Origin of the sequence: Pseudomonas sp. JAI120, assembly GCF_014207255.1 — a bacterium.
Classification (GTDB): Bacteria; Pseudomonadota; Gammaproteobacteria; order Pseudomonadales; family Pseudomonadaceae; genus Aquipseudomonas.
The window spans coordinates 489,315-513,800 of sequence record NZ_JACHCZ010000002.1 but is presented as its reverse complement, the minus strand read 5'-3'; the positions used below and the strand labels follow the sequence as shown (position 1 = coordinate 513,800).

At 60.3% G+C, this 24,486-nt stretch carries 21 protein-coding genes; 6 read left to right on the top strand and 15 right to left on the bottom strand.

Translation table 11 applies throughout. From position 1 onward, the window contains the following. The first annotated feature begins 514 nt into the window (after positions 1-514). Positions 515-1,108 carry a LysE family translocator gene (locus HDC32_RS14180; RefSeq protein ID WP_167654839.1) on the top strand — a complete coding sequence of 198 codons (594 nt, stop codon included), beginning with the start codon at positions 515-517 and terminating at the stop codon, positions 1,106-1,108. Positions 1,109-1,191: 83 nt separating this feature from the next. On the opposite strand, the gene HDC32_RS14175 is transcribed toward HDC32_RS14180, so the two are convergent. From HDC32_RS14175 to plsB, 3 genes are read right to left on the bottom strand one after another with little or no spacing between them, the layout of a single operon-like run. Further along, positions 1,192-1,881: a DUF4197 domain-containing protein gene (locus HDC32_RS14175; protein WP_131697270.1), complete on the bottom strand. Its 690-nt coding sequence runs from the start codon at positions 1,879-1,881 to the stop codon at positions 1,192-1,194. A gap of 22 nt (positions 1,882-1,903) precedes the next feature. Then, on the bottom strand, positions 1,904-2,305 hold the full coding sequence (locus HDC32_RS14170; RefSeq protein WP_131697269.1) for a YbaY family lipoprotein: 402 nt from the start codon (positions 2,303-2,305) through the stop codon (positions 1,904-1,906). A gap of 51 nt (positions 2,306-2,356) precedes the next feature. Continuing rightward, positions 2,357-4,861 (bottom strand): glycerol-3-phosphate 1-O-acyltransferase PlsB, encoded by a 2,505-nt coding sequence (plsB, locus tag HDC32_RS14165; RefSeq protein ID WP_184744477.1) that lies wholly within the window; start codon positions 4,859-4,861, stop codon positions 2,357-2,359. Positions 4,862-5,041: 180 nt separating this feature from the next. Between plsB and HDC32_RS14160 the strand changes: the two genes are divergently transcribed. After that, positions 5,042-5,251 (top strand): cold-shock protein, encoded by a 210-nt coding sequence (locus HDC32_RS14160; protein WP_032891681.1) that lies wholly within the window; start codon positions 5,042-5,044, stop codon positions 5,249-5,251. A gap of 133 nt (positions 5,252-5,384) precedes the next feature. Here the strand turns inward: HDC32_RS14160 and HDC32_RS14155 are convergent, their stop codons facing one another. The 4 genes from HDC32_RS14155 to HDC32_RS14140 form a co-directional block, all read right to left on the bottom strand. Further along, complete coding sequence (locus tag HDC32_RS14155; protein ID WP_065938761.1) at positions 5,385-5,762, bottom strand: hypothetical protein; 378 nt, start codon at positions 5,760-5,762, stop codon at positions 5,385-5,387. Between the two features lie 54 nt (positions 5,763-5,816). Continuing rightward, entirely contained in the window at positions 5,817-6,626 is an 810-nt protein-coding gene (locus tag HDC32_RS14150; RefSeq protein WP_184744476.1) for a putative RNA methyltransferase, read from the bottom strand. Next, positions 6,626-7,777: a succinyl-diaminopimelate desuccinylase gene (gene dapE / locus HDC32_RS14145; protein ID WP_131697266.1), complete on the bottom strand. Its 1,152-nt coding sequence runs from the start codon at positions 7,775-7,777 to the stop codon at positions 6,626-6,628. The genes HDC32_RS14150 and dapE overlap by 1 nt, the downstream gene beginning before the upstream one ends. A 111-nt stretch (positions 7,778-7,888) precedes the next feature. Continuing rightward, entirely contained in the window at positions 7,889-10,480 is a 2,592-nt protein-coding gene (locus HDC32_RS14140; RefSeq protein ID WP_131697265.1) for a glycosyltransferase, read from the bottom strand. A 211-nt stretch (positions 10,481-10,691) separates the two neighbouring features. On the opposite strand from HDC32_RS14140, the gene tcdA reads away from it, so the two are divergent. Continuing rightward, positions 10,692-11,507 (top strand): tRNA cyclic N6-threonylcarbamoyladenosine(37) synthase TcdA, encoded by an 816-nt coding sequence (tcdA, locus tag HDC32_RS14135; protein ID WP_131697264.1) that lies wholly within the window; start codon positions 10,692-10,694, stop codon positions 11,505-11,507. A 21-nt stretch (positions 11,508-11,528) separates the two neighbouring features. On the opposite strand, the gene HDC32_RS14130 is transcribed toward tcdA, so the two are convergent. From HDC32_RS14130 to HDC32_RS14115, 4 genes are all read right to left on the bottom strand, one after another. Further along, positions 11,529-11,942 (bottom strand): SufE family protein, encoded by a 414-nt coding sequence (locus HDC32_RS14130; protein ID WP_131697263.1) that lies wholly within the window; start codon positions 11,940-11,942, stop codon positions 11,529-11,531. Further along, the gene (locus HDC32_RS14125) at positions 11,939-13,144 is read right to left on the bottom strand and encodes an aminotransferase class V-fold PLP-dependent enzyme (RefSeq protein ID WP_184744474.1); all 1,206 of its coding nucleotides are present in this window, start codon (positions 13,142-13,144) and stop codon (positions 11,939-11,941) included. Before HDC32_RS14125 ends, HDC32_RS14130 begins: the two co-directional genes overlap by 4 nt. A 64-nt stretch (positions 13,145-13,208) precedes the next feature. Further along, positions 13,209-14,243, bottom strand: a complete 1,035-nt coding sequence (gene dapD / locus HDC32_RS14120) for a 2,3,4,5-tetrahydropyridine-2,6-dicarboxylate N-succinyltransferase (protein WP_184744472.1) — start codon at positions 14,241-14,243, stop codon at positions 13,209-13,211. Positions 14,244-14,275: 32 nt separating this feature from the next. Continuing rightward, entirely contained in the window at positions 14,276-14,584 is a 309-nt protein-coding gene (locus tag HDC32_RS14115; protein ID WP_231982825.1) for an arsenate reductase, read from the bottom strand. A gap of 265 nt (positions 14,585-14,849) precedes the next feature. Here HDC32_RS14115 and HDC32_RS14110 point away from each other — a divergent pair, with 265 nt between their 5' ends. Next, positions 14,850-16,493, top strand: a complete 1,644-nt coding sequence (locus HDC32_RS14110) for a Na+/H+ antiporter (protein WP_131697260.1) — start codon at positions 14,850-14,852, stop codon at positions 16,491-16,493. An 8-nt stretch (positions 16,494-16,501) separates the two neighbouring features. Here HDC32_RS14110 and HDC32_RS14105 read toward each other — a convergent pair whose 3' ends face one another. The 4 genes from HDC32_RS14105 to map form a co-directional block, all read right to left on the bottom strand. Continuing rightward, positions 16,502-17,269: a M12 family metallopeptidase gene (locus tag HDC32_RS14105; RefSeq protein WP_184744470.1), complete on the bottom strand. Its 768-nt coding sequence runs from the start codon at positions 17,267-17,269 to the stop codon at positions 16,502-16,504. Positions 17,270-17,445: 176 nt separating this feature from the next. Beyond that, positions 17,446-18,645 (bottom strand): succinyldiaminopimelate transaminase, encoded by a 1,200-nt coding sequence (dapC, locus tag HDC32_RS14100; RefSeq protein WP_184744468.1) that lies wholly within the window; start codon positions 18,643-18,645, stop codon positions 17,446-17,448. A 59-nt stretch (positions 18,646-18,704) separates the two neighbouring features. Further along, complete coding sequence (locus HDC32_RS14095) at positions 18,705-21,407, bottom strand: [protein-PII] uridylyltransferase (RefSeq protein WP_145335053.1); 2,703 nt, start codon at positions 21,405-21,407, stop codon at positions 18,705-18,707. Positions 21,408-21,471: 64 nt separating this feature from the next. Continuing rightward, positions 21,472-22,254, bottom strand: a complete 783-nt coding sequence (gene map / locus HDC32_RS14090) for a type I methionyl aminopeptidase (RefSeq protein ID WP_016975842.1) — start codon at positions 22,252-22,254, stop codon at positions 21,472-21,474. Between the two features lie 388 nt (positions 22,255-22,642). On the opposite strand from map, the gene rpsB reads away from it, so the two are divergent. Together rpsB and tsf are read left to right on the top strand one after the other, a co-directional pair. Beyond that, complete coding sequence (gene rpsB, locus HDC32_RS14085) at positions 22,643-23,380, top strand: 30S ribosomal protein S2 (protein ID WP_003219330.1); 738 nt, start codon at positions 22,643-22,645, stop codon at positions 23,378-23,380. Positions 23,381-23,572: 192 nt separating this feature from the next. After that, positions 23,573-24,436, top strand: a complete 864-nt coding sequence (tsf, locus tag HDC32_RS14080; protein ID WP_065926460.1) for a translation elongation factor Ts — start codon at positions 23,573-23,575, stop codon at positions 24,434-24,436. Positions 24,437-24,486 lie beyond the last annotated feature (50 nt).

Genomic DNA, 24,486 nt, shown 5'->3' with positions numbered 1-24,486 from the left:
GCGTGCCACATAAGGTTACCTGTCAGGCAGGTACTTTATTCGGTCGGTTTGATCGCCAGAATAAAGATTCCATGACATTCATAGAGGCGGAAATAAGATGCTACAGGCATTGGGCAGCATGTACATGGCGTTTGGTGCATTGTTGGGTGGCAGTCAACCATCGCAAACGTGCAACGATTGCAACTCAGGTCGAAATAAGCGTGATCTGGAGGAAAGGGTATCGAATATGGAAAGAAATTCGATTAACTTCAGGCCAGTACAACCCACAAGCGGTATCACGATTCAGAATAGCAACACAAACACCCTCATCAGCCACTGAATGCGTTGATTGGCAGCGTGCGTCTTTTCGCACACTGCAATTGCAAGAGCCCCGAATGCCACGGGGCGTTTGCTTTTTTCACGATAAATAACGGCCTCTGTGATACAACGCCCCAACACTTTATTCGCCAGGTTGGCAGCCGTAAGGGCTATCGGTGAAAAGACGATTGTTCATGACCCACTGAGGATAATGTTCATGTTGGGTACCGTTTTAGCACTCGTGTTGCTATTGGTTGTGCCCGGGCCGACAAACACCCTGTTGCTGCGCGCCGGTGTGCTGCTCGGCTTTCGGGCGTCGTGGAAGCTGGCCTACGTCGAGTGCGTGGCCTACGTGCTGCAGGTGTCACTGTGGGGCGTGGCGCTGGTTTACCTGGCAACGTATTCGCCTTGGGCATTGAAGGCTACGCAAATGGCCGCGGCCTGTTACTTGCTGTACGTGTCCTATCAGTTATGGCAGCGCAAAGAGCAGGCTGTTGCGCCAGGCAAGGATCGGTTCTCCGGGCTGTATTTCTTCTGGCTGACGGTGATGAACCCCAAGGGCTTGTTGATCGTTTCGTTTATCGCGCCAGCGCATACATTTACCGCGTTGCTGGACTACACCGTATTCATGGCCACGCTTGCGCTGGTCGTGATACCCGTGGGCTCGGCCTGGATTATTCTGGGGAGTCAATTCGAGGGTATTCGAAGGACCTGGCTGACGCCCTTGAAGATCAATCGTGCGACTTCTGTGGCTATCTGCTGTTTTGCCACGCTAATGATGGGGCGCCTGGCCGACTCGCTCTTTTATTGAGCCTGTGACAAAAAACGCCAGGTATCGGATGACCGACCCTGGCGTTGTGAGGGGTGTCGAGGCACCCAGTGCGGAGTTTTCGGTTACAGCGCGCCAAACACTTTCTTCGCCAGGCTGGTAGCCGCAGCCGCCGGGTTCTTGCGAATCGTCTCTTCCTGCTGCGCAATCATCTTGAACAAACCATCCAGCGCCTGTTCGGTCACGTAGTTTTCGACGTTGGCGCTCTTGGCATCCACGGCGCCAAACGCGGCGGCCTTACCTGCGAGGGCGTTGTACTGCTGGGCCACGCCCACCTTGTCGGTAGCGGCCTTGACGATCGGCAGGAACTTGGCGCGGATCTGTTCGCGACTGCTCTTGTTCAAGTACTGGGTGGCGGAGTCCTGGCCGCCGCTGAGGATGCCCTTGGCGTCGGTCACGCTCATGTTTTTCACCGCGTTGACCAGGATCGGCTGGGCCTGGGTCACGGCGGTTTCAGCAGCTTTGTTCATGCTGTCTTCCAACTGCGTGACCTGGTCACCCATGCCGAACATTTTCAGTTTTTCTGCGACTTTGCCCAGCTTGCCCGGCAGGCCGATCTTCACTTCAGGGTTGTTGCTGAAACCGCCGGGTACACCGAGTTGTTTTACGGCGATCTGTGCGCCTTGGGTCAAGGCGTCCTTGAGGCCGCCGCTGGCGTCGCCCTGGGACAGGCTACTGAGGTCCAGAGCCATGGCATTGGCGCCGAGCAGCAGGCCGGCAAACAGGGCAGTGAGGCGAAGGGAGTTGCGGAGCATGGACGCTTCCTTATGTTCGAAGTCAGGGTGCTACGGCGTTCACGCGCACGCGCAGCGGCTGTGGATCCTGGCCGTTGAGCTGCACTGTGTGCCGTTCGGTGGTGATAAACAGTAGCTTGCCATCCAGTTCGATGCGAGCGCTCACCGAATAACTGTGGCCCGGCTTGATCTGTGCGGGGTCGTAGGTCAAGTGAAACGGCAGCGGCACCTGGCCTTTGACCGGGCCTTTCTGCTCGGCCAGCGTCACAGCGGGCGTATCCGCCAGGGACACGTCCTGGAGGCTGACACTCAAGGTGGCGGCGGGCGGCAGGGCGATGCGTTGCAGGTAGAACACTTCGCCGTCGAGGCTGGCCTTGGGGGCGGGATGCATGGATTGGCAGGCTCCCAGCAGGGCGGTGAGGCCCAGGAGAATGATTTTTTTCATGGTGCAGCTCCTTTTCAACGGCGCCAGCATCCAACTGGCGCCTTGTTCAATCTAGCGTGTTTCTTCTGCTTCCACCGGCGCTTCCGCCGCGCCATCCACACGGTGCAAGGCCACCTGGCGGATCGACAGGCGAATCTCCGCGGGCAACACGCGTTTGGCCGCGCCTTCGGCCAGTTCGCCGAGCAGGTCGTGGTAGCTCAACTTGCCGGCTTCGTCGCGGCGCAGCACATCTTGCTCCAGCAAGGTCTGGATGAAATGTCGGAAAAGGCTCTTGTCGAAGAATTCCGGGGCGTTGAGGCCATGCAGGATCGACAGGCGCTGGGCCATGATCGTGCACAGATCTTCCAGTTCTTCGGCGCTGATGCTGTTCTGGCCGCTGTTGAGCAGCAGCGAGATCGCCATGTAGAAGCGTTGCAGGGTCTGTGCGATGGTTTTGGACAGTAGCGTCAGCAACACGAAGTGTCGCGAGCTCGGTGCAGGGCGCAGGTACACGTTGTTTTCGAAGCGCAGCAGGCCTTGTTCGACGAACGCGTCCAGCCATTGATCGACCACGGTATCCAACTCGTCCAGTGACCAGCGAATAAACAGTTCCGATTGCAGGTACGGGTACAGCGCATGGGTATAGCGCAGGATCTGTTCGCGGCTCATCCGCGAGCTGCTTTGGAAGAAGCTGGCCAGCAGCGCCGGCAGAGCGAAGATGTGCAGCACGTTGTTGCGGTAGTAGGTCATCAGGACGGCGTTCTGCTCGTCCAGGTACAGAATCTTGCCCAAGGCATCGCTCTGTTCCGACAGCAGGTTCATGTCCTTGACGTGCTTGATCAGCGCCAGGCCGTCGCCTTCGGGCAAGGTGGTGTGGGGCGAATAAGGCACGCGGCGCAGCAGCGCCAGGTACAGGTCCAACTGGCGGGCCATGGCCTGTTCATCCAGGGCCAGGCGTGTGGTGGACAACAGCGCCAGGGCGACCAGGTTCACCGGGTTCACCGCGGCGGCTTCGTTCAAGTGGCGGGCCACCTGCTCGCCGAGGCGGTTGGTGGTTTCGTTGAGCCAGGTCGGTTTGTAGTTCGGGCCCAGTTCCTGGGCGCGCCAGTCCGGTTGCTCGGCGTCGAGGAATTCCGCCAGCTTGATCGGCTCGCCGAAGTTGACCGCGACCTGGCCAAAGCGCTGCTTGAGCGCGCCGACCACTTTGAAAATATCGAAGATCGACTCTTTCTTCTTGCTCGCCCCACGCAGCTCGCCGAGATACGTACGGCCTTCGAGCACGCGCTCATAGCCGATATACACCGGCACGAACACGATCGGCATGCGCGAGGAACGCAGGAAGCTGCGCAGGGTGATGGCCAGCATCCCGGTCTTCGGCTGCAACATGCGCCCGGTGCGCGAGCGTCCGCCTTCGACGAAGTACTCCACCGGGAAGCCCTTGGTGAACAGGGTATGCAGGTATTCGTTGAACACCGAGGTGTACAGCGGGTTGCCCTTGAAGGTGCGGCGCATGAAAAACGCACCGCCGCGGCGCAACAGGCTGCCGATCACCGGCATGTTCAGGTTGATGCCGGCGGCGATATGCGGCGGGGTCAGGCCGTTCTTGAACAGCAGGTAGGACAGCAGCAGGTAGTCGATATGGCTGCGGTGGCAAGGCACATAAATCACCTCGTAGCCCTGGGCAACCTTTTGCACGCCCTCAATGTTATTGACCTTGATGCCGTCGTAGATTTTGTTCCAGAACCAGCTCAGCACCACTTCCAGGAAGCGGATCGCGGTGTAGGTGTAGTCCGAGGCGATCTCATTGCCGTAGCGCAGGGCCAGGGCCTTGGCTTTTTCCGGACTGATTTTTTCCCGCTCGGCTTCGTCAAGGATGGCCTGGCGCACCAGCGGCATGTTGACCAGGCCTTTCACCAGATTGCGCCGGTGGGACAAATCGGGGCCAATCACCGCAGTCTTCAGGTTACGAAAGTGCACGCGCAGGATGCGTTGGGCCATGCGAACGGTGCGTTCGTGGCCTTTATTGTGCTCGATCAATTCACGCAGGTTGATGGGCGCGGAGAATTGCACGCGGGTCTTGCGTCCCAGGATCAGAATGCTCAACAACCGGCGTAGACGCCCGGTGACCGCCCAGCTGTCGGCAAACAGCAGTTTCCACGGGCTGGACTCGCTGGCAGGGGTTTGCCCCCAGAACACGCTGACCGGAATGATTTGTGCATTCTCTTCGGCGTGTTCGCTGAGGGTGTTGACCAGTCGGGTCAGGGTCGGCGGGGCGCCGCGCTTGTCCTGACGCCCCAGCCAGTCCGGCTCGGGCGTGAGGTAAAAGAACGCCGCGGGTTCCATCAACGGGCCTACCGATACCGGCAGCACCGGGCGCGGCAGGCCTGCCTTGGTGCACTCGGCATCGACCACGGCCAATTCGGTGAGGGAGGGCGATTGCAGGACGTAAAACACCGGCCGGCTGCGGTCGAGGTTAAGGGTTAGGGACGACTGGTTGATCGTCTCCGAGCGAACCCAGAGGTACAACAGTCGGCGCAAGGTGCCAAATACCAGACGGCGGAACGGGGAGCGGGTCATAGGCGAGCTGCTTCAAGTGGGAAAAACCGAGCAGGCGCTCGGGCGGGTAGTGTGCCGTATTCGCCGAAAATCGGCAAAAAAGCAGCGATGTAAACTTGAGTTGATCGTTTTTGAGCCTGTCTTATACTCGGCAGTTCAACGCGACCGGCTCAACAATAACAATCAAGTGGGAGTGAACAGATGGCAACGCGCGAGACAGGCAATGTGAAGTGGTTCAACGACGCCAAGGGCTATGGCTTTATCCAGCGTGAAGATGGCAAGGATGTGTTTGTGCACTACCGCGCCATTCGCGGCGATGGCCACCGTTCGTTGGCCGAGGGCCAGCAGGTGGAATATGCCGTGGTGACTGGCGAGAAGGGGTTGCAGGCGGAGGATGTGGTCGGCCTGTAAGTTCACCACTGAACCCATGTGGGAGGGGGCTTGCTCCCGATGGCAGAGTGTCAGTCACTGAATACATTGGCTGATACACCGCTATCGGGGGCAAGCCCCCTCCCACATGTTGATTGTGGTTTCCCGCTCAGGCTCAGGCAGTTTTCCAGGTGATCTGCTCTTCACCGTCTGCGCTGATGCGTATCCAGGTGTCGGCGCTTTCCTCACCTTCCTCCTCGACCCAGCTTCCCGGCGCGCAGCGCACTTCCACGTTCAGTGCAGCAAACGCAGCGCGGGCGCAGGCAATGTCGTCTTCCCACGGCGTCTGGTCACTTTCCAGGTACAGGCTGTTCCACTTGCCTACGGCTTTCGGCAGCCAGGTGACCGGCACATTGCCGGCCTTGCATTTGTAGGTCTGGCCACGTTGGACCCAGTCGCTGCAAGGGCCCAGGGCGGTGCCCAGCCAAGCGGCGATGGCCTTGTAGTCGACGTCGGCGTCCTTCAGGTAAATCTCGATATCGGGTTGGCGCATGGATATTCCTCGTTGCGGGATTCGAAAATCCATTCGCGGATGTTTAAAAGTCGGTTATTGAAGCACGAAATAATCGTAGCGCATCGATACCGTGACCAGCAGCGGTTCGGCCGCCTCGATCACCTCGGCACGGCGTTCGGCACTGGCGCGCCAGCCGTGAGGGGTCATGGCCAGCAGGTTGGCGCGGTCCTGGGGCTCGGCCAGGCTCAACGTGAATTCCAGGGTTTCGCTGTGCGCCAGGCTCATGCCGTCCGGCACCAGGGCCAGGTGCTTGTCGTCGGTGTACTCGCGCACTTCGTCGTACAGGCGCTCGCGCAGTTCCATCAGATGGCCGCTGGTAGGGCCGACCTTCATCAGGCCGCCGCCCGGGCTGAGCAGGCGCTTGGCCTCTTGCCAGTCCAACGGGCTGAACACACTGGCGAGGAACTGGCAGCTGGCGTCGGCCAACGGCACGCGGGCCATACTGGCGATCAACCAGGTCAGCGCCGGGTTGCGCTTGCACGCGCGCTTGACCGCTTCCTTGGAAATGTCCAGCGCGTAGCCATCGGCATGGGGCAGGGCCGCGGCGATTTGCGCGGTGTAGTAACCCTCGCCACAACCGATGTCCACCCAGCGCTGCGGTGCACGTTCGGCGGCCAGCTCGGCCAGGCGCTTGGCTACCGGGGCGTAGTGCCCGGCGTTGAGAAAGTCACGACGCGCCTCGACCATGGCCAGGTTGTCGCCCGGGTCGCGGCTGTTCTTGTGCTGCACCGGCAACAGGTTCAGGTAACCCTGGCGCGCGCGGTCGAAACGGTGCCCGGCGGGACACGCCACGCCATTGTCCACCGCGTTGAGCGGTGCGCTGCAAATGGGGCAGGCAAGCATCAGGCGAGCAACTTGATCAGGGTCTGGTAATAGATTTCGGTCAGCACATCGAGGTCGCTGGCCAGGATCCGCTCGTTGACCTGGTGGATCGTCGCATTCACCGGGCCCAACTCGACCACCTGGGTGCCGAGGGTCGCAATGAAGCGCCCATCGGAGGTACCGCCACTGGTGGAGGCCTGGGTCTCACGCCCGGTGATCGCCTTGATGCTGGCCGACACCGCATCGAGCAATGCGCCCGGCTCGGTGAGGAACGGCAGGCCCGACAGCGCCCACTCCACATGCCAGTCCAGGCCATGCTTGTCGAGAATCGCCGCAACCCGCTGTTGCAGGCCTTCGACAGTGGATTCGGTGGAAAAACGGAAGTTGAACACCGCCGTCAGGTCACCCGGAATCACGTTGGTGGCGCCGGTGCCAGAGTTGAGGTTGGAGATCTGGAAGCTGGTCGGCGGGAAGAAGGCGTTGCCGTTGTCCCAGTGTTCGGCGGCCAGTTCGGCCAGGGCCGGTGCGGCCAGGTGGATCGGGTTCTTCGCCAGGTGCGGGTAGGCCACATGGCCCTGCACACCGCGCACGGTCAGGGTGGCACCGAGGGAGCCGCGACGGCCGTTCTTGACCACATCGCCCACCAGGGTGGTGCTCGACGGTTCGCCGACGATGCACCAGTCCAGGCGCTCCTTGCGCGCCGCCAGGCGCTCAATCACGGCCTTGGTGCCGTGGTGCGCCGGGCCTTCCTCATCGCTGGTGATCAGGAAAGCGACCGAGCCCTTGTGGTCCGGGTAGTCGCTGACGAAGCGCTCCGCCGCCACCAGCATCGCGGCCAGGCTGCCCTTCATGTCCGCTGCGCCACGCCCGCAGAGCATGCCGTTTTCGTCGATCAATGCGTCGAACGGGTCGTTCTGCCAGGCGTGCACCGGACCGGTGGGGACCACGTCGGTGTGGCCGGCGAAGCACAGCACCGGACCCTCGTGCTTGCCATGGGTGGCCCAGAAGTTGTCCACATCCTCGATACGCATCGGCTCCAGCGCAAAACCGGCGTCGCCCAGGCGCTGCATCATCAGCTTCTGGCAATCGGCGTCGATCGGCGTAACCGAGGGACGACGGATCAGGTCGATGGCAAGTTGAAGGGTCGGCGAAAGGTCGGCATGGGCCGTCATGGGAAAACTCCGGAAAGCATGTTTGGAAGAGCAGGGCGGGCAGACAAAACGGCCGTTATCTTATAGCAAAACGGCGGCCAGAGGCCGCCGTTTAGTGCATTGCGCAAGTTTTTAAGCCGCAGGTGCAGGCTCAGGTGCCACGGCCGGTTTTGGCAGCGACGACAGGAACGCCATGATCAATGCCGCCACATACGGCAGCGATTGCACCAGCAGCATCACCACCCAGAAACGTATGTCATTGCTCGGCAGGCCTTGCACCAGGTAGATCCCCAGCGCCGCGCCCCACAGCAGCAGCATGATGAACATTTCTTCGCGGGCTTCGGAAATTGCTACCCAGAAGCCGTGGTTATCCGCGTTTTTCGGTGTACGAAAGAACGGAATGCTGGTGGTGAAGAAGCCATACAGCACCGCCTTGGCGATGGTGTGGGACAGCGCCAGGCCAGCCAGGGCGGCGCAGAACGCGTCCTTGAGATTCACGCCCACCGCACGGCGGTACAGGAAGATGATCTTGCCCACCTTGAACACGAACAACGCCAACGGCGGGATCGCGAAAATCAGCAGCGGCGGGTCGACCCGGGTCGGCACGATGATCATCGCCGCCGACCACAACAGCGCGCCGACGGTGAAGAAGATGTTCATGCCGTCCGCCACCCACGGCAACCAGCCCGCGAGGAAGTGGTAGCGCTGGCCACGGGTCAGCTCGGTGTCTTTGCCGCGCAGCAGGCTGGCGGTGTGACGCTTGATGATCTGGATCGCGCCATAGGCCCAGCGGAAACGCTGTTTCTTGAAGTCGATAAAGGTATCCGGCATCAGGCCCTTGCCGTAGCTGTCGTGGTAGTACGCCGCCGACAGGCCTTTCTCGAATACCCGCAGGCCCAGTTCGGCGTCTTCGCAGATGCACCAGTCGGCCCAGCCCAGCTCCTCGAGCACCGAGCGACGGGTCATGGTCATGGTGCCGTGCTGGATGATCGCGTCGCGGTCGTTACGGGTGACCATGCCGATATGGAAGAAGCCTTTGTATTCGGCGTAGCAGAGCTTCTTGAAGGTGCTTTCGTTCTGGTCGCGGTAGTCCTGCGGCGACTGCACCACGGCGATTTTCGGGTCGGCGAAGTGCGGCACCATGTGCTTGAGCCAGTTCGGCGACACGCAGTAGTCCGAGTCGATCACCGCAATCACTTCGGCATCCTTGGCGGTGTGCGGGATCAGGTAGTTCAGTGCACCGCCCTTGAAACCGGCCAGGGGTGCGACGTGGAAAAACTTGAAGCGCGGGCCGAGGGTGTCGCAGTAGTCGCGCACCGGTTCCCATACCGCCGGGTCCTTGGTGTTGTTGTCGATGATCAGGACTTCGTAGTCCGGGTAATCGAGGGCGGCCAGGGCGTCGAGGGTCTGTTTGACCATCTCTGGCGGCTCGTTGTAGCACGGCACATGGATCGACACTTTCGGGCGGTAGTCTGATTCCCCTTCCACCGGCAGGAATTCACGCCGGCGCTTGTGGGTCCAGACCGCTTCCGCCAGTTCGTGGGCTTCGGTCAGCAACACGATGAATACGCCGAGGGCGCCCAGGGCCAACAAAATGCCGACGGTCACGCTGAACCACGTGCTGTATTGCTGGCTGTAGTCGTAGCCGATCCACACCAGTACCGAACCGCAGAGGAACGCGATAAAGGTCAGGAAGGTGCGGCCACGCTGGCGCAGGGATGAGCCGTCAATCATCAGCAGGGTCAGCGACAGCAATGCGAGCACCACCGATCCGATCGCCAGGACGCGCCATTGCGGGATGGCAACGACGGGCCCTTCGAAGTTGAACTTCTGCTGGCGCGCGGCGTTATACACGCCCCAATAAGCGCCGGCCGAGCCTTCGTCGCTGACTTTCCACGGCTGGTCGAACGCCTCGATCACGAAGTAGTTGTAGCCCTGGCGGTTCAGCTTGTTCACCAGCGTACGCAGGTAAATCGCCTGGTCTGCCGGGGACGTTTCATTGCCACCGCGCATACGACCGTTGCTTGGCCAGCCAACTTCCGACAGCAGCAGCGGCTTTTTCGGGAACAGTTTCTTCAGATCCTTGGCGCGGTCGAGGACATACTGGCCGGCCTTGTCCATCGGGATGTATTCCCAGAACGGCAGGATGTGCGCGGCGATCAGGTCGACGTGCTTGGCCAGTTGCGGGTTCTTTTCCCAGATATGCCATTGCTCGGAGGTCGTCACCGGGACTTTCACGGCGGCGCGCACCCGGTCCAGCAGCACAATCAGCGCTTCAGGGGTGATCTCTTCACGGAACAGGGCCTCGTTACCGACGACAACCCGCACGACACTGCGCGAGCTGTTGGCGATCTCGATGGCGCGCTGGACCTCGCGCTCGTTACGCTCCAGATCCGGGCTGATCCAGATCCCCAGCGTTACGCGCAGGCCGAACTCTTCGGCGAGCTTGGGAATGTCCCCCAATGTGCCGTCGACCGAGTAAGTACGGATGTTGTCCGTCAGCTTGCTCATGATCTCCAGATCGCGACGCATCTGTTCGTCGGTGGGGTACTGGTCTTTCTGCGGGAACTGGCCTTGCTGGAACGGCGAGTAGGAAAAACCGGAGATCTGCTCGGGCCAGTTGGGAGCAGTGACCGGGCGGTTGATCAGCGCCCAGAAGCCGGTGAACAGCGCGGCAATTGCCAGCACTACCACCAGGTTGAGTCCAAATTTACGCGATGACATGGCTATTTCGGGTTCCAAAGGGTGCGGAACGAAAAGAGGTGTCGGCCTGCGCCGAACGGCGCGCATCCTACACCGGCCGCTCCCTGAGCGTATAGCAGACAGAGAAAAGCCGGACGTTAGTCAGCGAAACACCCTCTAAGTTCTTTACTTGTAGCTTGTGGCTTCGAACTTGTCGCTACGTAGTCCATAATGCGCGCCGGTTTTTGGGGTAATGGTCATGAGCACAGAAGATCCGCGGTTTGCAGGCGTCGCCCGTTTGTATGGCATTGAAGGCCTGGAACGCTTGAAAGCGGCCCATGTGGCGATCGTCGGTGTCGGCGGCGTGGGCTCGTGGGCGGCGGAAGCCATGGCCCGCTGCGGGGTGGGCGAGATTTCGCTGTTCGACCTGGACGACGTCTGCGTCAGCAACAGCAACCGCCAGCTGCACGCCCTGGACAGCACCGTGGGCAAGCCCAAGGTCGAGGTGATGGCCGAGCGTTTGCGCGGCATCAATCCGGACTGCACGGTGCATGCGGTGGCAGATTTCGTGACCCGCGAGACCATGGCCGAATACATCACGCCCAACATCGATTGCGTGATCGACTGCATCGATGCCGTCAACGCCAAGGCCGCGCTGATCGCCTGGTGCAAGCGCCGCAAGATCCAGATCATCACCACCGGCGGCGCCGGCGGGCAGATCGACCCGACGCTGATCCAGGTGTGCGACCTGAACCGCACCTTCAATGACCCGTTGGCGTCGAAAGTGCGCTCCACCTTACGCCGTGACTACGGCTTTTCCCGCACCGTGACCCGTCATTACAGCGTGCCGTGTGTGTTTTCCACCGAGCAACTGCGTTATCCCAAGCCGGATGGCAGCATCTGTTTGCAGAAGAGTTTTGTCGGTGATGGGGTGAAGCTCGACTGCGCCGGTGGGTTTGGCGCGGTGATGATGGTGACGGCGACCTTCGGCATGGTCGCGGCGACCAAGGCGGTGGATAAGATTGTGGCCGGGGTGCGCAGGCCTTCCGAGCGGGTCAAACCCGCCTGAATCGCACCGCCCCGCCCACCTTTAGTCCTGTGTATGGCTTAGCGTTCGCATGCGCTGCAGGACTGCATTCAAGCCATTGCTGCGCGATGGCGACAGTTGGCGGGAAAGCCCGAGTTGATTGAACCAGTCAGGCAAGTCGACCGCCTGCAACTCGTCCGCCGACAACCCATTGACCCGCGCCAGCAGCAATGCCACCAAGCCACGAATCATCCGCGCATCGCTGCTCGCGGCGAATTGCCAATGACCGTGCTCGAAGCGCCCCACCAACCACACCAGGCTCTCACAGCCCTGCACCAGGTTGGCATCGACCTTCTCCTCATCCGCCAATACGGGCAGACGTTCACCCCACTGCATCAGCATTCGCGCGCGTTGCTCCCAGCTGCCCACCGACTGAAAGGCCTCCAGCGCGGCAACTGCATCCACCGGCAGGCTCATCGCAGCATATCCAGCGCCTGGTCCAGCGCTTCGAAGAAGCGCTCCAGATCATCGGAGTCGTTATACAGCGCCAGGGATACGCGGATCGCACCCGACAAGTGCATCGCCTTGAGCAGCGGCATCGCGCAATGATGCCCGGCACGTACGGCAATGCCTTGCTCGGTCAGCAGGTGCGCAAGGTCGGCGTTGTGCACGCCCTCGACCACAAAGCTGACCAGCGCCGCCTGCGGCGAACCCAGCACACGGACACCCTTGCGCGCTTGCAGCCCGCGCAACAGGTAGTCATGCAGGGCCGCTTCATGGGTGAGAATCGCCTTTGGGTCCAGCGAACTCAGGTAGTCCAGCGTCGCGCCCAGGCCGATCACGCTGGCAATCGGTGGGGTGCCGGCCTCGAACCCCAGCGGTGCCGGGCGGAAGCTGGCGCTGTGGTAGTCGGCCTGTTGCACCATCTCGCCACCGAATTGCCAATGGCGCAGGTGATGCAGGGCCTCGTTGCGGCCATACAGCACGCCGACGCCGTCGGGGCCGTACAGCTTGTGGCTGGAAAACACATAGAAGTCGCAGCCCAGGGCCTGCACGTCGTGACGGCCGTGGACGATGCCTTGGGCGCCATCGACCACTGTCAGGGCGCCGTGGGTCTGGGCCAACGCCAGCAAGGCTTGCAGCGGCTGCCAGGTGCCGAGGACGTTGGACAGTTGGCTCACCGCCAGCAGGCGCGTACGCGGGCCGATCAACTCGGCGGCGGCTTGCAGGTCGATCACGCCGTCATCGTCGAGCGGCAATAGCACCAGTGTGAGCGCGCGACGCTTGGCCAGTTGCTGCCACGGCAATAGGTTGGCGTGGTGTTCCAGGGCGCTGATGACAAGCTCATCGCCCGCATTGAATAAGTGCTCAAGGCCATAAGCCAAGAGGTTCAGCGCTGACGTCGCGCCGTGGGTAAACACGATTTGCCCGCTGTCACCTGCATTCAACCACTGCGCAACCTTGCTGCGACTGTCCTCGAAAGCCTGGGTCGCATGGGCTCCCGGCAAATGCTGGGCACGGTGCACATTGGCGGCGCCATTGGCGTAGTAATGGCTGATGGCATCCAGCAAGGCTTGGGGTTTTTGCGTGGTGGCGGCGTTGTCCAGGTAGGTCTGGTCTTGCCGTTGCAGGGTGGCGATGGCCGGAAAGTCGGCGCGCCAGGGGGAGGGCACTAGCATGGTGTTCAAGACTCGTATAAGCGGGCCCCAGGGTCGGGGCCCGCTAGTGGCATCGAGTGGCTGCTTAGTTGTGAGCGTGCAGCGCTTCGTTCAGTTCGATGGCCGATTTGTGGGTTTTGCACTCCACGGCACCGGTCTCGGAGTTGCGGCGGAACAGCAGGTCCGGTTGGCCGGCCAGCTCGCGCGCCTTGACCACCTTGACCAGTTGGTTCGACTCGTCCAGCAATGCAACCTTGGTGCCGGCGGTCACGTACAGGCCCGACTCCACGGTGTTGCGGTCGCCCAACGGGATACCGATACCGGCATTGGCGCCGATCAGGCAGCCTTCTCCGACCTTGATCACGATGTTGCCGCCGCCCGACAGGGTGCCCATGGTCGAGCAACCGCCGCCCAGGTCCGAACCCTTGCCGACGAACACGCCAGCCGATACACGGCCTTCGATCATGCCCGGGCCTTCGGTGCCGGCGTTGAAGTTGACGAAACCTTCGTGCATCACGGTGGTGCCTTCGCCCACATAGGCACCCAGGCGGATACGCGCGGCATCAGCGATACGCACGCCGCTCGGTACCACGTAGTCGGTCATTTTCGGGAACTTGTCCACCGAGAACACTTCCAGCAACTCGCCACGCAGGCGTGCTTCCAGTTGGCGTTCGGCCAGCTCATTGATGTCGATTGCGCCCTGGCTGGTCCAGGCCACGTTCGGCAACTGCGGGAACACACCGGCGAGGCTCAGGCTGTGTGGCTTGACCAGGCGATGGGACAGCAGGTGCAGCTTGAGGTAGGCCTCTGGGGTGGACGTCAGTGCGGCGTCTTCGGCCAGCAAGGTCGCAACCAGCGGCGTGTGGCTTTCAGCCAGACGGCTCAGCAGAGCGGCTTGGGTGGCGTCGACGCCCTTGAGCGCGTCAGCCAGTTGCAGGGCCTGGGCGACGGTGAAGGTGATCGCCTGGTTGCCTTCGCTGTAGCCGAGGATCGGCGCGATGGCGGCAACGATTTCAGCCGATGGGTTGAGCAAGGGTTGTGCGTAAAACACTTCCAGCCAAGCACCTTGGCGGTTCTGAGTGCCGACGCCGAAGCCCAGGCTGAACAGGGAATTGGACATGCTGTTACCTCTACAAAAATGGAAGGGCTGGCCTACTTGAGGGCCGCCGAATAACTATCTGGCTTGAAGCCAATCAGGGTTCTGTCACCGAGATCAAGCACCGGACGCTTGATCATCGAAGGTTGTGCGAGCATCAATTCAATGGCTTTCGACTGATCGAGATCGGCTTTGCGTTCGTCTTCGAGTTTGCGAAAGGTGGTGCCCGCACGGTTCAAAACCACCTGCCAACCGTGCTCGTTGCACCATTGGGTCAAGTGTTCACGGTCGATACCGGCCGTTTTGTAGTCGTGGAACTCATAGCTCACCGCGTGCTCATCGAGCCAGGTGCGCGCCTTTTTCATGGTGTCGCAGGCTTTGATGCCGAAAAGGTGCAACGTTTTGCTTGAAGCGGTCAAGGAATTGCCCCCCCTGCTTTACTGATGTCAGTGCCAATGAAAATGAAAGATCACGGATTATGCCACGACCAGCGGGTTTGGGTGCCGCTCGTCAGCATCGTGCGACCTTTGTGCAAAAGCCAGCGCTTAACATAGCCGGGTAATATGGCACTTCAACGGCTGGTTGTTGCCTGATGTGTCGTTGCAAGTCGATTGTCCGGGAAACCGCGTTATGCAAACCGCCTACACCGTTCTTATCCTGCTGATGCTGGTCAGCGTTTCGCGTCTGGTCGGGCGTGTCATCCCCCTGCCGTTACCCCTGGTGCAGATTGCCGCTGGCGCCTTGCTGGCCTGGCCCACACTGGGGCTGCATGTGGCGCTGGACCCGGAGCTGTTCCTGTTTCTATTCCTGCCACCGCTGCTGTTCTCCGATGGCTGGCGCATGCCCAAGCGCGAATTGTGGCGCCTGCGTGGGCCGATCCTGACGCTGGCCGTCGGCCTGGTGCTTTTCACCGTGGTCGGTGCTGGCTACTTCATTCATTGGCTATTGCCGACGATCCCGCTGCCGGTGGCCTTCGCCCTCGCTGCCGTGTTGTCGCCGACAGATGCCGTGGCCGTGTCGGCGATTGCCCAGAACCGCTTGCCGACACCGCTGATGCATATGCTCCAGGGCGAAGCGTTGATGAATGATGCCTCGGGCCTGGTGACCTTCAAGTTCGCCTTGGCCGCAGCATTGACCGGCGTGTTCTCTCTGGCCGATGCCAGCCTGACCTTTGTTTTGGTGGCCGTGGGCGGCCTGGCGGTCGGGGTGGCGCTGAGCTGGCTGGTCGGCCGCCTGCGTGCCTGGATGATTGCTCGAGGTTGGGATGACCCGGCAACGCACGTGGTGTTCATGTTGCTGCTGCCGTTTGCGGCCTACGTGCTGGCCGAACGCCTCGGCGCCTCGGGCATCTTGTCGGCGGTCGCGGCGGGCATGATGCAAAGCTGGCTCGACCTGTTGCCTCGCCAGACCAGCACGCGTTTGCTCAATCGCAGTGTCTGGTCATTGCTGGAGTTTGCTTTCAATGGCCTGATCTTCCTGCTGCTGGGCCTGCAACTGCCGGACATCATCAAGGCCGTGGTCAGTCATGAGCCGACGCTGTGGCCCGCCTTGTTGTATCGCTGCCTGGATGTGATTGCGATCTTTCTGGTGCTGGTGGTGTTGCGCTTTATCTGGGTACAGAGCATCTGGCGCCTGTCGGGTTTACTCCGGCGGCTACGTGGGAAAAGTGAGTTGACCCTGGTGCCGACCGCGCGTTCCTGTTGGCTGTTGACCGTGGGCGGAGTGCGCGGTGCGGTGACCCTGGCCGGTGTAATGTCGGTGCCATTGTTGCTGGTGCCGGGCCAGAGTTTCCCCGAGCGAGACCTGCTGATCTTTATCGCGGCCGGTGTGATCCTGCTGTCACTGATCGCCGCATGCATCGCCCTGCCGCTGCTCTTGCGCGGCGTTGAAAAGAGTCCGGATGAAAAGCGCCATAACGAAGTGCGCGAGGCCTGGAAAAAAACCGCCGTGGCGGCGATCCATGCCTTGGAGGCAGAGGAGCCCGTTGACATCGCAACCCAGGACGCCGCCCAGGCCGCGTTGGCCACTGAACTCAAGGCACGCCTGATGTCGGAATATCGCCATCAGTTGGAAGTGTTCAATGACTCGGCCGAAGCCCAGGCATTGGCACAGCAGATGGACCAACTGGAGCGAAAGTTGCGTCTCAAGGCGCTGCGCGCGCAGCGGTTGGAGCTCTACAGCTTGAGCCGTCATCACCAGATTGGTGATGACGTGTTGCGAGAGGTGCTGGCAGAGCTGGATATGAGTGAGGCGAACTTGGGGCCCGTGAAGTAGAGGAGGTATTACACAGTTGGAGGGCGATCAGTTTTGATTAACACCTTCATCAACGTATAAATCAGTTGCCCCGCAGGCGTGCTGTCCTGCGGATAAAACGATTGAATAAAACCCTTATCGCCGTCCGACAGTTGCAACGGTTTAGGGATTTCGTTTGGACTTTTCAATCGGGGCTTGGAAAAACTGTAATGCATGATTGATTGTTCATCGTAAGGTGAAGTTTTCACGGTGCTGCGGTGTGATTTCTTGAGGACGTCGTGGTAAGCGTCACCTCTTGTTTTATTTCGGGATTCGTAATCTTTGTAAACTTCATCCTCATCAAATACCAATGTCCGATCCGGATGCTGGTGTTCATGCCTTAAACCCAGCGCATGACCAAACTCATGTAGCACCTGCGCCTCAATACGTTCCGGCGAACTGCCGAAGCCAATGCTCATCGTCGGTTCAGAGGGGGAGATATTTTTTGCGTCCGTTCCAATGTACGACCAGCCTGCAGTGCTCGTGTTATTTGCGGTAATTCTGATATCGCCATGCGCTGTATCGACGAACTTGAAGTGCAGGTTGGTGTGAGGCGTCCATTTTCTTATATTGGCTTTTACCAGCGTCTTCTGCGCGTCCGTCATATCCAGCAAAGCTATCTTCAGGACTGAATGCTGTGGCCAGAGTTTGTCGGGGGTGGCGATGCCACGTTTATGCCGGGTGGGATTTGATTCGGGCGTCGTAAAGGCGGCTGTGTTGTATGAGGAAGTAGGGGGAGGCAAGTTGCAGACGGTCATGTCTTCTCTCCATCAAAAGTAAAAGGCCAGGCCGCCATGAACGGCATGGGCTGCCATTGGCATCATTGTTGGCTACTACTTTTGGTGGGTGAGAAACGCGGGCGTGTTCCCATTCAAAGGGTTGCTTGATCTTTCTTTGAGTTGGCCGCTCCGGAACGCGCGAGCGGCCCTTGGGATCAGCGGTGACGCTGAATGAAGTCCCGAATTCGCTCAGCCGCTTCCACGCACTCGGCAAGCGGTGCAACCAGCGCCAGGCGCACACGGCCAGCCCCAGGGTTGACGCCATCCACTTCCCGGGACAGGTACGAACCCGGCACCACGGTCACGTGTTCCTCGACGAACAAATCGCGGCAGAACGCGGCATCATCGCCTTGCACATTCGGCCACAGGTAGAACCCGCCGTCCGGGGCCTGTACGTCCAGCACCGGCTTGAGGATCGCCAGCACGGCATCAAACTTCTCGCGGTACAAGTCCCGGTTGGCCTGCACATGGGCCTCGTCCTGCCAGGCCGCGATACTTGCCAGCTGGGTTTGTACCGGCATCGCACAACCATGGTAAGTGCGGTACAGCAGGAAGCCCTTGAGGATCTCGGCATCGCCCGCGACAAAACCGGAACGCAGGCCTGGCAGGTTGGAGCGCTTGGACAGGCTGTGGAACACCACGCAGCGCTTGAAGTCCTGGCGGCCCAGTTCGACACACGCGCTGAGCAGGCCCGGCGGTGGGGTTTGTTCGTCGAAGTAGAGTTCGCTGTAGCACTCGTCAGCGGCGATTACGAAGTCATATTCATCGGCCAGGGCGATGAGTTTTTTCAGCGTTTCGACCGGGATCAGCGCACCGGTAGGGTTGCCCGGGGAGCACAGGAACAGGATCTGGCAGCGTTTCCAGATGTGTGGCGACACAGCGTCGAAATCCGGGTTGAAGCCGTTTTCATCCAGGCAGGGCAGGTAATGTGGCTTGGCCCCGGCCAGGAACGCCGCGCCTTCGTAGATCTGGTAGAACGGATTCGGACTGACCACCAGCGCGTCGTCACCACGGTTGACCACGGTCTGGGTGAAGGCAAACAGCGCTTCACGGGTGCCGTTGACCGGCAGGATATTGCGCGCCGGATCCAGCCAGCCCTTGGGTACGTCGAAGCGGCGCTCGCACCAGGCGCCAATGGCCTCGCGCAAAGCCGGGATGCCCAGGGTGGTGGGGTACACCGCCATCTGGTCGAGGTTGTTGGCCAGGGCATCGGCAACGAACTGCGGCGACTTGTGCTTGGGCTCGCCGATGGACAACGCGATCGGGCGCTTGTCCGGGTTCGGTGTGACGCTGCCCAGCAGGGCGCGTAGCTTTTCGAACGGGTAGGGCTGGAGCTGATTCAGGGCGTTGTTCATCGGTGGATCTCGTGCAAGGCGTTAAAAACTGGGAGGGGAGCGGTGGGCCGCTCCTGGTATCAAATCGTCAGGCGCGTCAGTTCGACACCGGGTTCCTGGGGCACGCTCAACTGCTGCACGATCGCCGCCTGTAAGCGCAGGCACAGCTCCGGGTCGGACAGCGGCTGGTTGTCGGCGTCGGTAATAAAGAACACGTCTTCCACTCGCTCGCCGAGGGTTGCAATCTTGGCGTTCTGCAACGACAGGTCGAACTCCAGAAAAATCCCGCCGATCCTTGCCAGCAGCCCCGGGCGATCCGGCGCGCTGAGTTCCAGCACCGTGACCGGGCGTTGGGCGTCGTTGGAAATGGTCACCTGGGGCGCAAAGGCAAAGTGCTTGAGCTGGCGCGGTACCCGGCGCTGGATGATGGTCGGGTAGTCATCGGGGTTGCGCAGCGCTTCGGTCAGGCCTTCGCGGATCTTTTTCACCCGCGCCGGGTTATCGCCGATGGACTCGCCTTCGGTATCCAGCACGATATAGGTATCGAGGGTGAACTGGCTGCTGGAGGTGATGACCCGGGCGTCATGGATGTTCAGGTTGAGCTGATCCATGGCCGCCACGGTCACGGCGAAGAAGTCGTGCTGGTCAGGCGCATAGATGAAGATCTGCGTGCCGCCTTCGAATTCGCGCTGGGTGGTTTCCTTGATCAGCACCAGTGGGCCGCCATCGGCAGGCTGCTGCAGGATCGCGTCACTGTGCCAGGCCACATCGCCGGCGGTGTGGCGTAGGAAGTAATCATCGCCCAGTTGCGACCACAACTGCTCGACGTCGTCCGGGTCGTTGCCACCGCGCACCAGAATATCGAGCGCCGCGCTTTGGGTGCGGCGGATCTGCTCTTCGCGGTCCACCGGGTTTTCCAGGCCACGACGCAGCGCGCGCTTGGTTTCGGTGTACAGCTGGCGCAACAGACTGGCGCGCCAGGAGTTCCACAGGGTCGGATTGGTGGCGTTGATGTCGGAAACGGTCAGCACGTACAGGTAGTCGAGGTGGGTTTCATCGCCGACGATCCCGGCGAAGTCGTGGATCACCTGCGGGTCGGACAAGTCCTTGCGCTGGGCGGTGGTCGACATCAGCAGATGGTTCTGCACCAGCCACACGATCAGGCGGCTGTCCCACAGCGGCAGCTGGTGGCGCTGGCAGAACGCCTCGGCATCGACCGCGCCGATTTCCGAGTGGTCGCCATGTCGGCCCTTGCCAATGTCGTGGTACAGGCCGGCGAGGTAGATCAACTCCGGCTTGGGCAGCTTGGCCATGAGCTTGCTGGCCAGCGGGAATTTCTCTGACACCTGGGTGTACTGCAACTTACGCAAGTGCTTGATCAGGTTCAGGGTGTGGGCGTCTACGGTATAGATGTGGAACAGATCGTGCTGCATCTGCCCGACGATGAAACCGAACTCCGGCAGGTAACGCCCGAGGATGCCATAGCGGTTCATGCGGCGCAGGTTGCGATGGATGCCGATCTTGCACTTGAACAGCTCGATAAACAGGCTGGTGTTGCGAATGTCGTTGCGAAAGTCATCGTCGATCAGGTGACGGTTTTCCCGCAGCAGGCGGATGGTATCGGCGCGTACGCCCTTGATTTCCGGCTGCTGGGCCATCAGCACGAAGATCTCCAGCATGGCGAACGGGGTGCGGCGGAACACGTTGTCGTTGCGTGCCTCGATATAGCCGTCGTGCAGTTGGAAGCGCGAGTTGATCGGCTGCGGCGGTGCTTCGTCTTCCGGGGCCAGGATCACTTCTTCGAAATGCTGGATGATCAGGTCGCTGAGCTGGGCAATGCTCATGACCACCCGGTAGTACTGCTGCATGAAGCTTTCGATGCTGGTCTTCGCGTCTTCACCTTCAAACCCCAGCAGGGTTGCGATGCAGCGCTGGTGGTCGAACAGCAGGCGATCTTCGGAGCGCCCGGCGAGCATGTGCAGGGCGTAGCGCACTTTCCACAGGAACTCCTGGGACGACGCCAGCAGGGCGTTTTCGCTCTCCACCAGGAAGCCTTCGCCGGCCAGGGCGCGCAGGTTCAGGGTGCCGTATTGGCGACGCGCTACCCACAAAATCGTCTGGATGTCGCGCAGCCCGCCCGGCGAGCCTTTGACGTTGGGTTCGAGGTTGTATTCGGTGTCGTTGTACTTGTGGTGCCGGGCCTTCTGCTCGGCGCGCTTGGCCAGGAAGAAATCCTTGCTCGGCCACATGTGTGCGGTGCTGGTGACTTCGAGCATGCGCTGGCGCAGGCGCTCGGGGCCGGCGATGGTGCGGCTTTCCATCAGGTTGGTGATGACGGTGAGGTCGGCGCGGGCCTCTTCGGCGCATTCATCGACCGAGCGCACGCTCTGGCCGACTTCCAGGCCAATGTCCCACAACAGTGTCAGAAAGCGCTCGATGGAATCGCGAAAGATCTCATGGTCGGCGCTGTCCAGCAGGATCAGCAGGTCGATGTCGGAGTACGGGTGCAGCTCGCCACGACCGTATCCGCCGACCGCTACCAGGGCAATATCGGCGTCTTCGCTCCAGCTGAACTGTTCCCAGGCCTTTTGCAGGATATTATCGACGAACCAGGCGCGGTCCTCGATCAGCCGGCGGATGTCCCGGCCGCTGCGAAAGCGCTCGTCGAGTACCTCGCGGGCCTGGCGGATCGCCTTTTTGAACGCGGCGATGGGGCTCGCTTTCAGGGCCAGCTCGGCCTGGAACTGGCCACGGTCGAAAAGTTCGGGATCCACCTGGGGCATTGATCGGCTTTCCTTTCTATCTATCAGTCAGTCACAACACAGTTTGGGAAAACCTTGGCAGCCTTTACGCCGAAACGCGTGGGATCGTGTCGTCGGCGCGCAGGGTGAAGATCTCGTAGCCGGTCTCTGTGACCAGCAGGGTGTGTTCCCACTGGGCCGAGAGCTTGCGGTCTTTGGTGATGGCGGTCCAGCCGTCGCCCAGCACCTTGGTATCGGCCTTGCCCTGGTTGATCATCGGCTCGATGGTAAAGGTCATGCCTGCCTTGAGCTCCATGCCGGTGCCGGCGCGGCCGTAGTGCAGGATCTGCGGTTCTTCGTGGAAGACCGTGCCGATACCGTGGCCGCAGAATTCGCGCACCACCGAGAAACCGTTCTTTTCGGCGTGCTTCTGGATCACTTCACCGATGTCGCCCAGGCGGCAGCCAGGCTTGACGATCTCGATGGCTTTGTACATGCATTCCTGGGTGACCTGGGACAGGCGCTCGGCCCAGACCGGCACGTTGCCGACGTGGAACATGCGGCTGGTGTCACCGAAGTAGCGGTCCTTGATCACGGTGACGTCGATGTTCAGGGTGTCGCCGTCCTTCAACGGCTTGTCGCCCGGAATCCCGTGGCAGACCACGTGGTTGACCGACGTGCAGATCGACTTGGGGAAGCCCTTGTAGTTCAGCGGCGCAGGAATGGCGCCCTGCACATTGACTATATAGTCGTGGCAGATCTGATTCAGGGTTTCCGTGGTAACGCCGGGCTTGACGTGCTCGGCAATCATTTCCAGCACGTCGGCAGCCAGTTTGCCGGCAATGCGCATGCCGGCGATGTCTTCGGCGGTTTTCAAACTAACGGTCATACAGGCTCTCTCTAGCGCGATGCGCTGAAATCAATACGGTTTACGGGCGTGCGACAAAAAGGTTGCAGAATTCGCACAAGCGCCAAAAAACGCGATTCTAACAGACGCGGGCGGCAAATCATGAGCCCCTGACGATCGCTTCTCTCTATCAGGTGGGGTTATATCGGGTCTATTCAAAGGGTTGCGTACAAGTCGCTCAGGCCAAATGTGATTGCGTGTTTCGTTTTCGCCCTTCGTGTGGTATAAAATGCGCCGCTTTCCGGGGATACCCCGCAAAGCTTAAATCCACACACGTGTCGACACGATGACCTGGGTGCCGGAGGCCTTGATGCCGCTGGTTGGTCATTGGGATACGTGGAGGCCAAACCCGACTTATTAAGGAACTATCATGTCCCAAGTCAATATGCGCGATATGCTGAAGGCCGGTGTGCACTTCGGTCACCAGACCCGTTACTGGAACCCGAAAATGGGTAAATACATTTTCGGCGCGCGTAACAAGATCCACATCATCAACCTTGAAAAAACCCTGCCAATGTTCAACGAAGCTCTGACTTTCGTAGAGCGCCTGGCTCAGGGCAAAAACAAGATCCTGTTCGTCGGCACCAAGCGTTCCGCTGGCAAGATCGTTGCTGAAGAAGCAGCACGTTGCGGTTCGCCGTACGTCGATCACCGCTGGTTGGGCGGCATGCTGACCAACTTCAAAACCATCCGTGCTTCCATCAAGCGTCTGCGTGACCTTGAAGTGCAAGCCGAAGACGGTACTTTCGCCAAGCTGACCAAGAAAGAAGCGCTGATGCGCACTCGTGACCTGGAAAAGCTCGATCGTTCCCTGGGTGGTATCAAGGACATGGGCGGTCTGCCTGACGCACTGTTCGTTATCGACGTTGATCACGAGCGCATCGCGATCACCGAAGCCAACAAGCTGGGCATCCCTGTTATCGGCGTAGTCGATACCAACAGCAGCCCGGAAGGCGTTGACTACATCATCCCAGGCAACGATGACGCCATCCGCGCTATCCAGCTGTACATGGGTTCGATGGCTGACGCTGTAATCCGTGGTCGCAACCACGTTGCTGGTGGTACTGAGCAGTTCGTTGAAGAAGCTCCGGTAGCCGCAGCTGAGTAATTGACGCCCTGGCGTTGACTCAGTAAGCAAAAAGGGGGCTTGGCCCCCTTTTTGCCACCTCGAAAACCATTTGTGAGCAGCGCAGCTACATCACCTGTAACGTGCAGCGGCTAACAAGGGTGGTTCGGGAAGAATTGATCCCCCGTTCGATCGGGTGGAATGGTTGAAAACCTATCCAAGAGGAATTTGAAAATGGCAGCAATTACTGCAGCGTTGGTTAAAGAACTGCGTGAGCGTACCGGCGAAGGCATGATGGATTGCAAGAAAGCCCTGGAAAAGGCTGACGGCGACATCGAAAAAGCCATTGATGACATGCGTGCTTCCGGCGCCATCAAGGCTGCCAAAAAAGCAGGCAACGTGGCTGCTGAAGGCGCTATCGCTCTGAAAGAAGACGGCAAATCTGCTGTTCTGCTGGAAGTGAACTCTCAGACCGACTTCCTGGCCCTGCAGGACGACTTCAAGGCCTTTGTTGCTGCCAGCGTTGAAAAAGCGTTCGCCGACAAGCTGACTGACGTCGCTCCGCTGATCGCCGCTCAAGAAGCTGATCGCCTGGTACTGGTCGGCAAGGTTGGCGAAAACGTCAACATCCGTCGCCTGGTGCGCGTTGAAGGTGATGTAGTTGGTGGTTACCTGCACGGCAACAAGATCGGCGTTGCAGTTGTCCTGAAGGGCGGCAATGTTGAGCTGGCCAAGGACATCGCTATGCACGTAGCGGCCAGCAACCCTGAGTTCCTGCTGCCTTCGGAAGTTTCTGCCGAAGCGATCGAGCGTGAAAAAGCTGTGTTCCTGCAGCTGAACGAAGAAAAAATCAAAGGCAAGCCAGAAAACATTGTTGAGAATATGGTCAAGGGCCGTATCAGCAAGTTCCTGGCCGAAGCAAGCCTGGTTGAGCAGGCGTTCGTCAAGAACCCTGAAGTCAAGGTTGGCGAATTGGCCAAGAAAGCCGGTGCTGAAATCGTTTCCTTCACTTACTTCAAGGTAGGCGAAGGCATCGAGAAGCCGGTCGACAACTTCGCTGAAGAAGTTGCTGCCCAGCTGGCTGCCGCCAAGCAATAAGACAGTTTTTAACTGTCGCCCGAAAGAGGCTGCCCGCTCACGCGCGCAGC